Raw genomic sequence first — 15,558 nt, forward strand, 5'->3', positions numbered from 1 at the left:
GGCTGGAACATGCCCACAGGCGACCTCATGAAGGGCAAGAAGGGCCTGATCATGGGGGTGGCCAATTCCAACTCCATCGCGTGGGGCATCGCCTCGCAGCTAGCCGCCCAGGGCGCCGAGCTGGCCTTCACCTATCTGGGCGAGGGGCTGGAGCGCCGGGTGCGCCCGCTGGCCGAAAGCGTCGGGGCGAAACTGCTGATCCAGGCCGACGTCACTGACGACGCCTCCATGGACGCGGCGTTCGCCGAGCTGGAGAAGGAATTCGGGACCATCGATTTCGTGGTCCACTCGGTGGCCTTCGCCAACAAGGATGAGCTCAAGGGCTCGTTCGTGGACAACACCACCCGCGACAGCTTCCTGCTGGCCATGAACATCTCGGCCTTCAGCTTCGTGGACGTGGCCAGGCGGGCGTCGAAGCTGATGCCCAACGGGGGCTCCATGGTCACCATGACCTATCTGGGCTCCGAGCGCGCCATCCCGAACTACAACACCATGGGTGTGGCCAAGGCCGCGCTGGAGGCCGCGACCCGCTACATCGCCCGCGACCTTGGGCCCAAGGGCATCCGCGTCAACGCCATCTCCGCCGGCGCCATGCGCACCCTGTCGCTGGCCGGCATCTCCGGCGGGCGGGGCATGATCGCCCAGGGCCGCGCCATGAGCGCCATGAAGGAGGACACCTCCATGGAGGGCGTGGCCGGTTGTGCGCTGTGGCTGTGCTCGGACCTGGGCCTGTCGACCACCGGCGAGATCATCCATGTGGACGCCGGTTTCCACATGATGGGTCTGGCCGCCGACGAGGAAGGCTGACGCCTTCGGGCGGCCCGCGCCATGTTCACCGCCACGGTCCTGACCATGTTTCCCGAGGCTTTCCCGGGGCCGCTCGGCGTGTCGCTGATCGGCACGGCCTGGCGCGAGCGAAATCTGTGGTCGCTCGAAACAGTGGACATTCGCGACTTTTCGACAGATAAGCGCGGCTTCCTGGACGACACCCCTGCGGGTGGCGGCCCCGGACAGGTTCTCAAGGCGGACGTGGTGGCCAGGGCGCTCGACAGCGTGACAGGGCCGCGGCGGCCGCTTTTGTACATGAGCGCGCGGGGCCGGCCCCTGACCCAGGCGCGTGTGAAGGACTGGGCTGCAGCGGACGGGATCACCGTCCTGTGCGGCCGGTTCGAGGGGGTGGACCAGCGGGTGCTCGACGCCCGGGGGTTCGAGGAGGTCTCGGTCGGAGACGCGGTTCTCGCCGGTGGCGAGGCGGCGGCGATGGTCGTGATCGAGGCGTGCGTAAGACTGATCCCCGGAGTGCTGGGCCAGGCCGAAAGCCTGAGTTCGGAGAGCTTCGAGGACGGGCTTCTGGAACATCCGCAGTACACGCGACCGCGGACGTTCGAGGGGCTCGACATCCCCGAGGTCCTGTTGTCGGGCGACCACGCCAAGGTCGCCAGATGGCGTCAGGAGCAGAGGGAAATCACCACGCGGGAGCGGCGACCGGACCTCTGGGAGCGGCATCTCGCCAAATCACAGCTAAAGGGCGCAAAAGCCCGAGGAGAAGAGACATGAATATCGTTCAGCAGCTCGCTGCCGAAGAAAAAGCCCGCGTCCTCGAAGGTCGCGAGATCCCCGATTTCCGCCCCGGCGACACCCTGCGCGTCAATGTGCGGATCAAGGAAGGCGAGCGCGAGCGCGTCCAGGCTTTCGAGGGCGTGTGCATCGCCCGCGCCGGAACCGGCGTCAACGAGACCTTCACCGTGCGCAAGATCTCCTTCGGCGAAGGCGTGGAGCGCAAGTTCCCGATCCTCTCGCCCAACATCGAATCCATCGAAGTGAAGCGTCGCGGCGTCGTGCGGCGCGCCAAGCTCTATTACCTGCGCGATCGTCGCGGCAAGTCGGCCCGGATCGCCGAGCGCCAGACCGTCCGCAAGGAGAAGGTCGTCGCCGTTCCGGAAACCGGAACCGCCGAGAAGCCCGGCGACGACTCCTGATCCTTCCTGCCCTCGCGGCATGAAGAAGGCCCCGGTCCTCGCGGACCGGGGCCTTTCTCGTTTCAGACGGTGATCAGTTCTTCGCCTGCATGGCGTGCTTGATATCGCGCATCTGGTCGTGGCCTTCACGCACCGAGCCGTAGGCGCGGGTGATGGTCTCACGGGTGGTGGCCGACAGGTCGGTGTCCTCGATGGCCTTTTCGTACCTGGCCTTGATGTGGTCCTCGCCGTTCTCGACCGAGTTCACCACCGCCTGCTCATCCTTGAGGATGGCGTGCTTGACGTCCAGGAAGGCGCGGTGGGCCTTGGCCAGGACCGTGCCGTCGTCCTCGGGCTCTCCGCCCAGCTGACGCACCGTGCCCTGAAGGTCGCCGGCCACCTTCTGGCGCTCGAAGCTGCGCTGTTCGAACAGGGCGCGGAAGCCGGTGTTCTCGGTTTCCTTGGCCGCCTCGCGATAGCCGTCCGCGCTGTCGAGCGTGGTTTCGATGAGGCCGTTCAGGACCTTGATGTCGTGATCGTTCGGGGTGCTCATGGCGTCCTCCGTGAGTGTGGATGGTGAACCTGAACAACCGCCGCCGGGGCGAAATGGTTGCGACCGACCGGAAACGCCGTGCCGGCCGCCCGCCGCCCCTCCCCGTCGATCAGGGCCGTCCGCCGCCGCCCGCGATCCAGGCGTCCACATTGGCTTCCAGCACGTTCAGCGGCACCGCGCCGTCGCCGAGAACCACCGCGTGGAAATCGCGCACGTCGAACTCGTCTCCAAGCGCCGCCTCGGCCCTCTGGCGCAGCTCCATGATCCTGATCTGGCCGATCTTGTAGCTGACCGCCTGACCCGGATTGGTGACGTAGCGCTCCACCTCCTTGACGATGTCCAGCTCCGACAGCAGCGAGTTCTGCTGGAAGTAGGCGATGGCGTCCTCGCGGCTCCAGCGCAGGGCGTGGATGCCGGTGTCGGTCACCAGACGCACCGCCCGCCACAGCTCCAGCGACAGCCGGCCGAAGTCCGAATAGGGATCCTGATAGAACCCCATCTCCCCGCCCAGCCATTCGGAGTACAGGCCCCAACCCTCCGAATAGACGCCGTAACCGCCGAAGCGGCGGAAGCTGGGCACGCCCTCGAGCTCCATGGCCGCCGCGATCTGGAAGTGATGGCCCGGCGCGCCCTCGTGATAGCTGATGCCCTCGATCTGGGGGCGCAGCACCTGGGTCATGTCGGCCAGATTGACATAGTAGATGCCCGGCCGTGATCCGTCGGGCGCGGGGCGGTTGTAGAAGGCCACCGAGGCCGTCGCCTGACGCCATTCCTCCACGGCGCGCACCTCCAGCTCGGCCTCGGGCAGGGTGTGAAAGAAACGCGGGGCGACCTCCATGGCGTTGGCCACGTGCTGGCGCGCCTCGGCCAGATAGGCCTCGCGGCCCTCGGCGGTGTTGGGAAACTGGAACCGCGGGTCGGTCTTGATGAAGGCGAAGAATTCCTGGAGCGAGCCCTCGAAGCCCACGGCGTCCTTGATCACCTCCATCTCGCCCTGGATGCGGGCCACCTCGTCGAGACCGATCTGGTGGATCTGCTGCGGCGTCAGGTCGGTGGTGGTGGAGGCCGCCACCCGCTGGGCGTAATAGGCCTCGCCGTCCGGCAGGCGCCACACGCCCTCATTGCTGTCGGCCTGGGCCTGCAGCGTCTGCAGCGTGCCGATGATCTGCTCATAGCCCCGCAGCCACGGGCCGGTCAGGGCGGCGCGGGCGTCGGCCAGCAGCCGAGCCTTGTCCTCGTCCGACGCGTCCAATGCCGCCACCTTGCGCTGGAAATCGGCCCACACCGGGTTGTCCTCGCCGTCATCGAAAGGCGCGCCGGAGATGACGTTGCGGGCGTCGCCGATGGTGGGTTCGAACACGAAGGCGGGCGAGACGATCCCCATCTCGGCCGCGTTCAGCACGTCGGCGGAGATCTCGTTCATGACCCGCTCGGCCTCGGCCAGACGGGCGATGTAGGCGCGGGCGTCCTCGACCGAATCCACCCGGTGGCTGTTGATCATGAACACCGGCAGCGAGCCGGTGGGATTGCCGTTGGCCGCGAAGGTGAAGCCGTGGTGGCGGAAGGGGAATGCGGCGCGCTGCTGCTCCACCCCATGCTCGAACAGCCGCCAGCTCAGCTGGTTCTGGTGGTTCAGGGCGTCGTAGTCGAACTCGGCCTGCAGGCGCGCCAGATGCCGCTCGGACATCTCCATGCGGCGCACCGCCGCCGCGTCGGTGTAGTCGTTCAGCCGGTCATAGTCGCGCTTGATGCCCAGGGACGTCAGGGTCTGGGGGCTGTCCGCAATCTGCTCCTGGAAGGCCGCCTCGAAGAAGGCCAGGATGCGCTGGTCCTCGGACTGTGCAGGCGCCTCGGCGGCGGCGGGCTGGGCCTGTTGCGCCATGACCGGCGAGGCGGCGGCGAAGGCGGTCACGACGGCGGTGGTGAGCAGAAGACGGCGCATGGCGTTTCCCTGAAAGCCTGATTTTTCTTGTGTGTTCACCGTATGGGCCGGGTCCGGTCGGGGCAAGCGCGCTTGAGGCGCGGCTCCAGCCGGGGGATAGAGGCGCATGACCCAACCCGCCGACATGACCTACGCCCGCTATCTGACCCTCGATCAGGTGCTGGGCGCGCAGAATCCGCTGACCGATCAGCACGACGAGATGCTGTTCGTCATCATCCACCAGGCCAAGGAGCTGTGGCTCAAGCAGATCCTGCACGAGATCGGCTACGCCCAGACCCTGGTCCGGGCCGGCGACCTGACCCCGGCCTACAAGAGCATGGCCCGCGTCTCGCGCATCCAGAGCGTCCTGACCCAGACCTGGGACATCCTGGCCACCATGACCCCGGCGGACTATCTGCGCTTCCGCGATTCCCTGGGCACGTCCTCGGGCTTCCAGAGCGACCAGTTCCGCCGCATCGAGGCCATGCTGGGGCTGAAGGACGCAAGTTTCCTGCGCTTCCACGAGGACCGGCCGCACGCCCACGCGGCGCTGAAGCAGGCCATCGAGTCGCCCAGCCTCTACGACGACGCCCTGGCGCAGCTGGCCAGGGCCGGGTTGTCGATCCCCGACGCCGTGCTGAACCGGGACGTCAGCCAACCCTATGAGCCCCACCCCGAGGTGGAGGCGGCCTGGCTGGAGGTCTACCGCGACACCACGCGCTGGTGGGAGCTGTATCAGCTGGCCGAGAAGCTGGTGGATCTGGACGACGCCCTGATCACCTGGCGGCACAAGCACGTCATCACCGTCGAGCGCATCATCGGTCGGCGCCGCGGCACCGGCGGCACCGAGGGCGTCGCCTACCTGGCCAAGACCCTGGAAAAACGCTGCTTCCCCGAACTCTGGTCCCTGCGCACGAAACTGTAGGCGCGCCGGACCGTTGCAGTCTCAGCAACCAAAAGGACTCGCCATGACCCGCCTCTGGATCTCCGCCTCCATGATGGGCGCCCTGCTGCTGGCGGCCTGCGGCGACAGCGAGCCGCGCCCGTCCCAGCCGTCCGTGAACGGCGCGGAAACACCCGCGCCCCCGCCCGAGCAGGCGCTCGCCAGCGCTGGCTGGTCGCTGATCGCGTCGGGCGAGGGCGTGGCCCTGAGGCTTGAGGGGGACAACGATCTGATCGCCGCCGTCGCCTGCATGCGCGACCCGGCCGCCCTGCGCGCGGAAACCGACCGGTTCCAGCCCATCATGAGCGAGGATCGCTTCACCGTCGGCGTGGGCGGCGAAGCCTACGCCCTGGCCGCCGATCTGCAGGCCGATCGCGCAAAGGGCGTGGAGGCCTCGGGCGACATTCCGGCCGACCTGCTGGATCGTCTGGCGGCGGGCGGCGAGATCGCCTTCAACTACGGCGCCCAGAACCTGGGCCCCTTCCCCGCCATATCGCCCGCTGACCGGGACGCCTTCGTGGCCGGCTGCCGCGAGGCCGTGGACTGAGGCTCGACCTTCCCCGTCCGACCCCATAGGCTGGACCGCGTTCCAGAGGAGACGCACGGCCATGGTCATGAACAGACGCGCCTTCGGGGCGATGATCGGGGTAACCGGTGTCATGTCCGTTGCGAGCTGCGCGGCCGCCCAGCGCCGACGCACGGGCTCCGTGGTGGAAAGCCCCTGGGGCGTGCTGCCCGACGGACGGCCGGTCAAGGCCTTCGACCTCACCGGCGCGAACGGCATGACCGCCCGGATCATCGAATACGGAGCCATCGTCGTCTCCCTGACCGCACCCGACCGGGACGGCGTCATGGGCGACGTGGTGCTGGGGCTGGACACCCTCGAGGACTACATCGACCGCAACCGCAATTTCGGCACCATCGTCGGCCGCTACGCCGGGCGCATCGCGGGCGGGCGGTTCGAGCTGGACGGCCGGACGATCCAGCTGGACACCGGCGGCGGCGCCCATTCCTCCCACGGCGGTCCGGACGGGTTCGCCAAAAGGCTATGGCGGGGCCAGGCGATCCATGACGATCTGGGCCCGGGCGTGCGCCTGACCCTTGTCAGCCCTGACGGCGATCAGGGCTTTCCCGGCGAGCTGACCACCGAGGTGATCTATCGCCTGACGCCGGGCGGCGCCCTGCGCATCGACATGACCGCCACGACCACCCGTCCCACGGTCATCAACCTGACCCATCACGGCTATTTCAACCTGACCGGCGACGGGGGGCGCCCGATCCTTGACCACGAGCTGATGATGGCCGCCGACGCCTTCACCCCCTTCGATGCGAACAAGGTGGTGACCGGCGAGATCCGGCCCGTGGCGGGCACGCCCTTCGACTTCCGTGAGGCCAAACCCATCGGCCGCCACATCGACGCCGATGAAGAACAGATTCGCATCGGAAACGGCTACGACCACAATTTCGTGGTGCGGGGCGCGCCGGGCGATTTCCGGCTGGCGTCGTGGTCGCGCGATCCGTCCAGCGGCCGGGTCATGGAACTGCACACCACCGCGCCGGGGGTTCAGCTGTACACCGCCAACGCCATCCGCGACTGGCCGGCCAAGGGCGGGGTCGTCTATCAGCCGCGCACGGGCTTCTGCCTCGAGCCCCAGCACTATCAGGACAGCCCCAACCGGCCGGAGTTCCCCTCCACCGCCCTGCGTCCGGGGGAAACCTATCGCCAGCATCACGAATACCGCTTCAGCGTTCAGGACTGACGGGCCTTGCATGACGGGACCATTGGTTCTTTAAGCGCGGCCATCTCCCCGACTGCCTGGAACTCCCGTCATGTCCGCTAATCACGCGCCCAAGAAAGTCGTCCTCGCCTATTCCGGCGGCCTGGACACCTCCATCATCCTGAAGTGGCTGCAGACCGAATACGGCGCGGAGGTCATCACCTTCACCGCCGATCTGGGCCAGGGCGAGGAGCTGGCCCCGGCGCGCGAGAAGGCGCTGAAGATGGGCATCAAGCCCGAGAACATCTTCATCGACGACCTGCGCGAGGAGTTCGTGCGGGACTACGTCTTCCCCATGTTCCGGGCCAACACGGTCTATGAGGGCCAGTACCTGCTGGGCACCTCCATCGCCCGGCCGCTGATCGCCAAGCGCCAGATCGAGATCGCCCGCCAGATGGGCGCCGACGCCGTCTGTCACGGCGCCACCGGCAAGGGCAACGACCAGGTCCGCTTCGAGCTGGGCTACTACGCCCTGGAGCCCGACATCCGCGTCATCGCGCCCTGGCGCGAGTGGGAATTCAAGTCCCGCGAGGCCCTGCTGGAGTTCGCCGAGAAGCATCAGATCCCCATCGCCAAGGACAAACGCGGCGAGGCCCCCTTCAGCGTCGACGCCAACCTTCTGCACTCCTCCTCCGAGGGCAAGGTGCTGGAGGATCCGGCCGTGGAGGCGCCCGAGTTCGTGCACCAGCGCACCCTGTCGCCCGAGGACGCGCCGGACACCCCCACCGTCATCACCATCGGCTTCGAGAAGGGCGACGCGGTCTCCATCAACGGCGAGGCCATGAGCCCGGCGACCCTGCTGACCGCCCTGAACCAGTATGGTCATGACAACGGCATCGGACGGCTGGATCTGGTGGAGAACCGCTTCGTCGGCATGAAGTCGCGCGGGGTCTATGAGACGCCGGGCGGCGCCATCCTGCTGGCCGCCCACCGGGGCATCGAGTCCATCACCCTGGACGGCGGCGCCATGCACCTGAAGGACGAACTGGCGGTCAAATACGCCCACCTGATCTACAACGGCTTCTGGTTCTCGCCCGAGCGCGAGATGCTGCAGGCCGCCATCGACCACAGCCAGACCAAGGTGTCCGGCACGGTGCGGGTCAAGCTGTACAAGGGCAACGCCACCGTCATCGGCCGCGAGAGCCCCAACAGCCTGTACGATCAGGAGCTGGTCACCTTCGAGGACGGCGCCGTGGCCTACGACCAGAAGGACGCGGCCGGGTTCATCAAGCTGAACGCCCTGCGGCTGCGGGTGCTGGCCAAGCGCGATAACCGCGACCGGGGCTGAGCGGTCTTGGAGCAGGGCGGTCGGTAGGGCATTCTGGCCGCCGCCCTCGCTCACGGAGTTGTCGCCATGCTGATCCGCACTGTTCTGGCCGCCACGGCCGCCTTCGCCCTGACCGGCGCCGCTCAGGCCCAGGACGCGGCCCCGCAAACCGCGCCCGAGACCCCCGCCGCCGCGCCCATGGACGAGGCCGCCTTCGAGGCGCGTGCGGAGCGGTTCGAGCAGCAGGTGGACCAGATGACCCGCGAACTGGAAGCCGCCGGGCAGGCGGGCGGCGGCGACCGCGACGTCACCATGGCGTCGGTGAATGAGATTCTCGCCCGCTATCAGCCCGAGTTCGACGGTTTCGCCCGCGATTTCGAGACGTTTTTCAACGCGCAGATCGCCGCTTCCAGCGATGAACAGGCACGCGCCGAACTGACCACCGCGCGCGACACCGCCATCCCGGTGATCCTCGCCATCCCCGACCAGATCCGGGCAGGGGCGGAGGCCCAGCTCGCCGCCGCGGCGGACGCGGCGACGGCTCCGGCGACGGATACGCCCGAGGCGGAGTAGGGCCCGCCGACCTTAACGCGTTGTCACTTGCCCGAAGGCGGTTTCGCGCGAATTGTGGGGCGGTCGGACAGGGAGACCGCCATGCGCCTCATCGCCATCGCCGCAGCCGCCACGATCATCGCCGCCCCCGCCTTGGCCCAGGACGGCGAAACCCGCTCCATGGCGGGCGTGATCCCCGGCTATGAGCCCAGCGCCTTCGAGCAGGATCTGGGCGGCATGGAATCCCGCATGGCCGCCTTCGGCGCCAAGGTCGAGGCGCTGGACGAGGATCAGACCCTGACAGAGGCCGAGCGCGAAACCCGCATGGCCGCGCTCTGGACCGAATACGGGCCGGACCTCATGGCCTTCACGGCGTCGGCCGCCGAGATGGGGCTGAACACGGCCGGAACCATGATGCAGACCATGAACCTCGGCGCCATGATCGAGGCCGCCCTGTCCCAGGCCGACATCGCCGGCGCCATGGCGTCCGTCGATGTTCAGGCCGCCCTGGCCGAAGCCTTCGCCGAGATCGCGGCGGCCCACGGCGCCGCGACCGCCGAAGCGCCCGCCGATGCCGGCCACGACCATCCCTGATCACGCTTGACGGCTGATCCGGGCCCGCGCAAACGGCGCCCATGAGCGCCCTGCCCGTCGATCCGCATCTTTACCTGACCTTTCTGGCGGTCATGGCGGTCATGGCCATGACGCCCGGCCCAGCCAATATCTTCGCTGTGGCCACCGGCATGCAGAAAGGCCGCGCGGCGGTGCTGATGGCCGTGGCGGGCATGAATGCGGCCACCCTGGTCTGGTTCTCCGCCGCCGCCCTGGGCCTGGGGGCCCTGGTCAAGGCGTTTCCCGAGGCGTTCCGGGTGCTGGCGGTGGGCGGGGCGCTGTATGTGGCATGGCTTGGCGCCCAGGCGATCCGGGGCGCCTTCCGCACCGCCGCCGAGCCGTCGGAGATCCCGGTCCGGAAAGGCCGCAGCGCCTTCGTCGACGGCTTCACTGTCCAGATCGCCAATCCCAAGGCCATCCTGTTCTTCACCGCCGTCCTGCCGCCGTTCCTGGACGTGAACCGGTCCGCCGCGCCCCAGCTGGCCCTGTTCGCCTGCGCCACCATCGGCATGGACGTGATCACCATGACGGCATACGGAATGGGCGGGGCGGCCTTGAAAGCGCGCATGACCGACCCCAGATTTCAGCGTAAGTTCGGCATCGCCGTCGGCGGCCTGCTGCTCCTGGCCTCGGTTCTTATTCTTGTGAGATTATAAGGACTTCTGGTCAGGCGGAACGGAGCTGTTCATCCACCGTTCAGTGAGCGGCGGACATAATCGGCCCAAGAGGAGAGAGTTTCATGAAACGCGTTATCCTGGCTTCGGTCGCCGCCCTGGCCCTTACGGCCTGCGCCACCGCGACCCCCTATCAGGCCGCCAGTCCGCAGGCGCGCGGCGGCTATTCCGAAATGCAGATCGAACAGAACCGCTTCCGGGTCGGTTTCGCGGGCAATTCGGTGACGTCGCGCGATACGGTCGAGATGTACCTGCTGTACCGCGCCGCCGAGCTGACGGCCCAGAGCGGCTATGACTGGTTCCAGACCGTGGACCGCGCCACCGATCGCGACACCCGCTATGTGGGCACGCCCGATCCGTTCTACAGCTCGCGCTACGGCCCCTACTGGGGTCCGTCGTGGCGCTTCTATCGCGGCGGCTTCTGGGGCCCCTGGGGTGACCCGTGGGGACGCGATCTCGACGTGCGCGAGGTCACCCGTTTCGAGGCCAGCACGGAGATCTTGATGGGCCGCGGCGCCAAGCCGAACGACCCCAACGCCTTCGACGCCCGCGAGGTCATGCAGAACATCGGGCCGCGCGTCGTGCGGCCGTCCATGAACTGACCGGTCTCGGTCTCAGAACAATCTGAGCGACTTCATCCGCCGCTTGTTGACATGGTCAGCAGGCGGCGGTGTCGTTTCGTCCGCATACTCGCCCTTGAAATAGAACCGCTGCCAGGCCTCCTTGGCCGCGTCCGGGTCGCCCGAGGCGAGGCGGTTGTTGAAGCTGGTGCGCTCCCGGTTCCAGGCGTCGAACTGGCCCTTCATGGCGGGGTTGGCGTCCAGGGTCTTCATGACCGGCTGGAACTGCTCCATCTTCTTGTGCTCGACGATGGTGATGAAGCAGAACGGCTCGCCCTTGGCGAATTTCACCCGTCCGGGCCGCGTGAATATCCAGTTCATGGTGAAGGGGAACGGCAGCCAGTCGGTCTCGATCAGGCCGGTCAGGGCCTGGATGCCGTCCTTGACGTGATTGGGCGCGCCCGAGGCCACCACCGCCCAGCCCGGCGGCGTGCGGAACAGATAGTTGGGGTGCATGGTCACCACCCCGCGCGAGAAGTGCGACTGCACGAAATGGGCGAAGTCGGGATGCGGCCGGTCCGGCGTGAGGGTGATGTCGGCCTGCGACGGCCCGCCGTTCCACTCGGCGGTGAAGCCCATGGGGCACAGGATCTCCCACCCGGTGGTGTTGGCCATGCTCAGCGGCAGGCACCGATATGGGTGGCGCGAGGCGAAGGCGTCCATCCAGTCCCGCGACGCGCGCCCCGGCACGATCTCGGGCGGGCGCGGCGTCATGGGGTAGCATTCCAGTTCCAAGGCGGGGCTCCAGCGGTCTAATCTGAACGTTGCGCGACCCTATCCCCGCCGCACCCGACGCCTCAAGCTTCCAATGGCCCCATGACCGATCCCGCCCCGCCCGCCTTCGACCACGACCGCCTCGAGGCCTGGTTCGCTGAACAGGGGCTGGCTGCGACGACCCACGACCATCCGCCGGTCTTCCGGGTCGAGGAGGGGCTGGAGATCAAGGCGGTCATGCCCGGCGCCCACACCAAGAACCTGTTCCTCAAGGACAAGAAGCAGCGCCTGTGGCTGATCTCGGCCCGTCAGGACACGGTCATCGACCTGAAGGCCGCCCACCGCCTGATCGGCGCGGACCGCCTGTCCTTCGGCAATGAGACGCTGCTGATGCAGACCCTCGGCGTGCGGCCCGGCTCGGTCACCGCCTTCGGCCTGATCAATGACACCGACCGCCGCGTGACCTTCGTCCTCGACCATCGCCTGGCCGAGGCGGACCTCGTCAATTTCCACCCCCTGACCAACACCGCCACCACCGCCATGGCCCAGGCCGACTTCCGCCGCTTCCTGACCCTGGTCGAACATGACCCCCTGATCGTGGATTTCAGCGCGTCTGCCTGATTGCACTTCACGCCGGGCGCGACCATCTGGGCTTCAACGCGTTAGACTGCCCGACCACACTTGCCGGAAACGAGACTTATGACCTTCGCCGACCCTCTCGCCGCCAACACCCCCGACCCCGTCAAGGACGGCTCGGACGCCGAATTCATGACCGATGTGGTCGAGGCGTCGAAGGTCCAGCCGGTCATCGTCGATTTCTGGGCGCCCTGGTGCGGACCGTGCCGGACCCTGACGCCCGCCATCGAAAAGGCCGTACGCGCCGCCAAGGGCAAGGTGAAGCTGGTCAAGATCGACGTGGACGCCAACCCCGCCTTCGCCGGCCAGCTGCGCGTCCAGTCCATCCCCACGGTCTACGCCTTCAAGGACGGCCAGCCGGTCGACGGCTTCCAGGGCGCCATCCCCGAAAGCCAGATCACCGCCTTCATCGAGCGCCTTACCGGCGAATCCTCCGGCCCCTCTGACCTGGATCAGATCCTGGCCATGGGCGAGGAATCGCTGTCGCTGAACGATCTGGGCGGCGCTGCCCAGGCCTTCGCCCAGGCGCTGCAGCTGGATCCGAAGAACGAAAAGGCCATCGCCGGCATGGCCCGGGTCTATCTGGCTGACGGCGACGCCGATCAGGCCCGCCAGACCATCGCCATGGCCCCCGATCCGTCGAAGGAGCCGCTGGTCAACAGCGTGCGGGCCCAGCTGTCCCTGAGCGCCGGCGCCCCCGTCGCCCTGACGTCCGAGCAGGAAGCGAAGGTGGCCGCCGATCCCGGCGACCATCAGGCCCGCTTCGATCTCGCCCTGGCCCTGGCCGCAGCCGGACAGCTCGAGCCGGCGGTGGATCACCTGCTCAAGATCGTCGCCGCCGACCGGGACTGGAACGAGCAGGCGGCGCGCAAGCAACTGCTGACCATCTTCGAGGCCGCCGGCCCCAACGCCGAGATCGCCCGCGACGGCCGGCGGCGCCTGTCCTCCATCCTGTTCGCCTGATCCGATGGCCCACAGCTACATCAGGGCCTCGGACCTGCCCCAGGTGATCCCCGTCTTTCCGCTGGCGGGCGCCATCGTCCTGCCGCGCGGCCAGCTGCCCCTGAACATCTTCGAGCCGCGCTATCTGAACATGATCGACGACGCCATGGCCGGCGACCGCATCGTGGGCATGATCCAGCCCTCGGGCGGCCCCGAGGCCCTGCCGGCCCTGTCCCCCGTCGGCTGCGCCGGGCGCATCACCAGCTTCGCCGAGACCTCGGACGGCCGCTATCTGGTCACCCTGACCGGGGTCGCCCGGTTCCGGATTCTGGCCGAACTGCCGGCCCAATCCCCCTATCGCCAGACCCGCGTGGACTTCGAGCCCTTCGCTCTGGACCTGAAGGCGCCGGACGAGGACGACGCCTTCGACCGCAGCGACCTGCTCGCCGCGCTTCAGGGTTATCTGAACCCGCGCGGGCTGGACATCGACTGGGACGCCGCGCGCGACGCCCCGCCCGAGGCCCTGGTCAACAGCCTGTCCATGGCCCTGCCGTTCGAACCGGCCGAGAAGCAGGCCCTGATCGAGGCCCTGACCCTGTACGACCGTCTCGGCACCCTCACCGCCCTTCTGCGCATCGACGCCGCCGAACCCGGTGACGACGAACCCACCACCATGCAATAACCGCCGTCAGCCGAGGGCCCCCACGCCCTCAAGCAGCGAGGCGCCGCGCGCCGAGCGTTAGGGCACAAAGAATGTCAGAGCATTTCAACACCCCGACCACCGTCGACCCCCGCTTGCTGGAGGTGCTGGTGTGTCCCGTCACGCGCGGGCGCCTGACCTGGGACCGCGCCGCCAGTGAACTGATCAGCAAGGGCGCCAAACTGGCCTTCCCTGTCCGCGATGGCGTCCCGATCATGCTGGTCGAGGAAGCCCGCGCGCTGGACTAATCCAATCCGCTCATCCCGGCGAAAGCCGGGACCCCGCGCTTTGGGTGTTGCAGCGGGTCAGTTTTTACACCGCCTCGCCCCGCAGCAGTCGGGGCAGATCCCCGGCCCCGCCGCCGGCCTCGGTCATGAAGGCCCGGCGCAGGGGCGCGATGCGGTTGACCGCCGCCATGCCCACGCCGCGCACGACGCGGGTCAGCGGATCGTCGTTGGAAAACAGCCGCACGAAGCCGTCGAACCCGGCCGCCAGGGCCGCATTGTCGAACCGGCGCCAGCGGGCGTAGCGCTCCAGCACCCCCAGCGACCCGATGTCCTCGCCCAGCCGGGCCGCCTCGACCATCACCTCGACCAGGGCGGCCACGTCCTTCAGCCCCATGTTCAGCCCCTGCCCCGCCACCGGGTGCACCCCGTGGGCCGCATCGCCGATCAGGGCCACGCGCGGCGCGACGATCCGCTCGGCCAGCGACAGCGACAGGGGATAGACGAAGCGCGGCCCCTCCACCGTGACCTCGCCCAGGAATTCGCCGAAGCGCCGGTTCAGATGGCTCAGGAACGCCTCGTCCGAGGCGTCGCGCAGGGCCTCGCCCCGTCGCGTCGTCTCGGTCCACACCAGACTGGCGCGGCTGTCGGTCAGGGGCAGGATGGCGAACGGACCCGAGGGCAGGAAATATTCGTGGGCCACATTGCCATGGTCGCGCTCCATGCGGACGGTGGCCACCACCCCGCTCTGGCCATAGGTCCAGCCGGTGGTCCCGATCCCGGCCGCCTCGCGCACCACCGACCTGCGCCCCTCGGCGCCGACGATCAGGGGCGCGCTCAGGGTCCGGCCGTCCTTCAGCACCGCGTGGGCGGCGAATTCCTCCAGCCGCACCGCCTCCACGGCGGCGGGCGCCAGCACCGGCACCCCGGCCGCCCGCACCGCCCCGGCCAGGGCCGTGCGGATGTGGCGGTTCTCGATCATGTAGCCCAGCGGCTCCCCGCCCGTGCGCTCGCCGATCTCGTCGGCGTCAAAGCGCAGAAAGGCGGGCAGCGCCCGGTGCGAGGCCGCGCCGGGTCGTGTTCCGTCGGTCACCAGGATGCGGTCCATGCGGCAGGCGTGCGGCTCCAGCGCAGCGCCCACCCCCAGCGCCTTCAGCATCCGGAAGCTGGACCAGGCCACGGCCGTCGAGCGCCCGTCGAAGGTGGGCGCCAGCTGCTCGTCGAAGGGAAACGGGTCCACCAGCACCGGCTTCAGCCCGGCCTTCGCGGCGGCCAGGGCGAAGGTCGCCCCCGCCATGCCGGCGCCGGCCACGATGACGTCGAGATCGGTAAGGTCGTCCTGGCTCATGCAGCCCTTGTCGCGCCCCCCCGCGGCCGCGTCCAGAGGCGGCGCCGTCGCAGGGGCTGGTAAACGCGGGCTTAACCCTGAAGGGCCGATGATCGGCGCAGTTGTCTTCAGTCCCA

Annotated in this window: 19 protein-coding genes; 15 read left to right on the forward strand and 4 right to left on the reverse strand. The window is 68.4% G+C overall.

The genetic code is table 11. The features are described 5' to 3' along the window. Positions 1–9 precede the first annotated feature (9 nt). From IWC96_RS06035 to rplS, 3 genes are read left to right on the forward strand one after another with little or no spacing between them, the layout of a single operon-like run. Positions 10–807 carry an enoyl-ACP reductase gene (locus tag IWC96_RS06035; RefSeq protein ID WP_196838594.1) on the forward strand — a complete coding sequence of 266 codons (798 nt, stop codon included), beginning with the start codon at positions 10–12 and terminating at the stop codon, positions 805–807. A gap of 21 nt (positions 808–828) precedes the next feature. After that, positions 829–1,557 (forward strand): tRNA (guanosine(37)-N1)-methyltransferase TrmD, encoded by a 729-nt coding sequence (gene trmD / locus IWC96_RS06040; protein ID WP_021697321.1) that lies wholly within the window; start codon positions 829–831, stop codon positions 1,555–1,557. Then, positions 1,554–1,979: a 50S ribosomal protein L19 gene (gene rplS / locus IWC96_RS06045; protein ID WP_021697322.1), complete on the forward strand. Its 426-nt coding sequence runs from the start codon at positions 1,554–1,556 to the stop codon at positions 1,977–1,979. The genes trmD and rplS overlap by 4 nt, the downstream gene beginning before the upstream one ends. A 73-nt stretch (positions 1,980–2,052) precedes the next feature. Here rplS and IWC96_RS06050 read toward each other — a convergent pair whose 3' ends face one another. Then, complete coding sequence (locus IWC96_RS06050) at positions 2,053–2,511, reverse strand: PA2169 family four-helix-bundle protein (RefSeq protein WP_021697323.1); 459 nt, start codon at positions 2,509–2,511, stop codon at positions 2,053–2,055. Positions 2,512–2,620: 109 nt separating this feature from the next. Further along, positions 2,621–4,453 (reverse strand): DUF885 family protein, encoded by a 1,833-nt coding sequence (locus IWC96_RS06055; RefSeq protein ID WP_045319016.1) that lies wholly within the window; start codon positions 4,451–4,453, stop codon positions 2,621–2,623. Positions 4,454–4,559: 106 nt separating this feature from the next. Here IWC96_RS06055 and IWC96_RS06060 point away from each other — a divergent pair, with 106 nt between their 5' ends. The 8 genes from IWC96_RS06060 to IWC96_RS06095 all read left to right on the forward strand — a co-directional run bounded on the left by IWC96_RS06060 (position 4,560) and on the right by IWC96_RS06095 (position 10,860). Then, positions 4,560–5,357 (forward strand): tryptophan 2,3-dioxygenase, encoded by a 798-nt coding sequence (locus tag IWC96_RS06060; RefSeq protein ID WP_021697325.1) that lies wholly within the window; start codon positions 4,560–4,562, stop codon positions 5,355–5,357. 43 nt (positions 5,358–5,400) lie between these two features. Then, positions 5,401–5,922 carry a hypothetical protein gene (locus IWC96_RS06065; protein WP_196838582.1) on the forward strand — a complete coding sequence of 174 codons (522 nt, stop codon included), beginning with the start codon at positions 5,401–5,403 and terminating at the stop codon, positions 5,920–5,922. Between the two features lie 67 nt (positions 5,923–5,989). Then, positions 5,990–7,135, forward strand: a complete 1,146-nt coding sequence (locus IWC96_RS06070; protein ID WP_081703454.1) for an aldose epimerase family protein — start codon at positions 5,990–5,992, stop codon at positions 7,133–7,135. Positions 7,136–7,205: 70 nt separating this feature from the next. Further along, positions 7,206–8,441 carry an argininosuccinate synthase gene (locus IWC96_RS06075; protein ID WP_021697327.1) on the forward strand — a complete coding sequence of 412 codons (1,236 nt, stop codon included), beginning with the start codon at positions 7,206–7,208 and terminating at the stop codon, positions 8,439–8,441. A gap of 66 nt (positions 8,442–8,507) precedes the next feature. Continuing rightward, positions 8,508–8,993 (forward strand): hypothetical protein, encoded by a 486-nt coding sequence (locus IWC96_RS06080; protein WP_021697328.1) that lies wholly within the window; start codon positions 8,508–8,510, stop codon positions 8,991–8,993. Positions 8,994–9,074: 81 nt separating this feature from the next. After that, positions 9,075–9,566 carry a hypothetical protein gene (locus tag IWC96_RS06085; protein WP_021697329.1) on the forward strand — a complete coding sequence of 164 codons (492 nt, stop codon included), beginning with the start codon at positions 9,075–9,077 and terminating at the stop codon, positions 9,564–9,566. Between the two features lie 41 nt (positions 9,567–9,607). After that, positions 9,608–10,240, forward strand: a complete 633-nt coding sequence (locus IWC96_RS06090) for a LysE family translocator (RefSeq protein WP_021697330.1) — start codon at positions 9,608–9,610, stop codon at positions 10,238–10,240. Positions 10,241–10,323: 83 nt separating this feature from the next. Continuing rightward, entirely contained in the window at positions 10,324–10,860 is a 537-nt protein-coding gene (locus IWC96_RS06095) for a hypothetical protein (protein ID WP_021697331.1), read from the forward strand. A 12-nt stretch (positions 10,861–10,872) separates the two neighbouring features. Here the strand turns inward: IWC96_RS06095 and IWC96_RS06100 are convergent, their stop codons facing one another. After that, on the reverse strand, positions 10,873–11,613 hold the full coding sequence (locus IWC96_RS06100; RefSeq protein WP_021697332.1) for a DUF6065 family protein: 741 nt from the start codon (positions 11,611–11,613) through the stop codon (positions 10,873–10,875). Between the two features lie 81 nt (positions 11,614–11,694). On the opposite strand from IWC96_RS06100, the gene IWC96_RS06105 reads away from it, so the two are divergent. The 4 genes from IWC96_RS06105 (at position 11,695) to IWC96_RS06120 (ending at position 14,118) form a co-directional block, all read left to right on the forward strand. Then, a complete protein-coding gene (locus tag IWC96_RS06105; protein WP_021697333.1) occupies positions 11,695–12,213 on the forward strand; it encodes a prolyl-tRNA synthetase associated domain-containing protein in 519 nt (172 codons plus the stop codon). A 78-nt stretch (positions 12,214–12,291) separates the two neighbouring features. Beyond that, entirely contained in the window at positions 12,292–13,191 is a 900-nt protein-coding gene (gene trxA, locus IWC96_RS06110; protein ID WP_021697334.1) for a thioredoxin, read from the forward strand. Between the two features lie 4 nt (positions 13,192–13,195). Continuing rightward, positions 13,196–13,852 (forward strand): LON peptidase substrate-binding domain-containing protein, encoded by a 657-nt coding sequence (locus IWC96_RS06115; protein WP_196838584.1) that lies wholly within the window; start codon positions 13,196–13,198, stop codon positions 13,850–13,852. A 71-nt stretch (positions 13,853–13,923) separates the two neighbouring features. Further along, positions 13,924–14,118: a Trm112 family protein gene (locus tag IWC96_RS06120; protein ID WP_021697122.1), complete on the forward strand. Its 195-nt coding sequence runs from the start codon at positions 13,924–13,926 to the stop codon at positions 14,116–14,118. Positions 14,119–14,182: 64 nt separating this feature from the next. On the opposite strand, the gene IWC96_RS06125 is transcribed toward IWC96_RS06120, so the two are convergent. After that, complete coding sequence (locus tag IWC96_RS06125) at positions 14,183–15,442, reverse strand: UbiH/UbiF/VisC/COQ6 family ubiquinone biosynthesis hydroxylase (protein ID WP_021697121.1); 1,260 nt, start codon at positions 15,440–15,442, stop codon at positions 14,183–14,185. Between the last annotated feature and the right edge of the window lie 116 nt (positions 15,443–15,558).

This window comes from Brevundimonas sp. BAL450, from assembly GCF_015767455.1.
Classification (GTDB): domain Bacteria; phylum Pseudomonadota; class Alphaproteobacteria; order Caulobacterales; family Caulobacteraceae; genus Brevundimonas; species Brevundimonas abyssalis.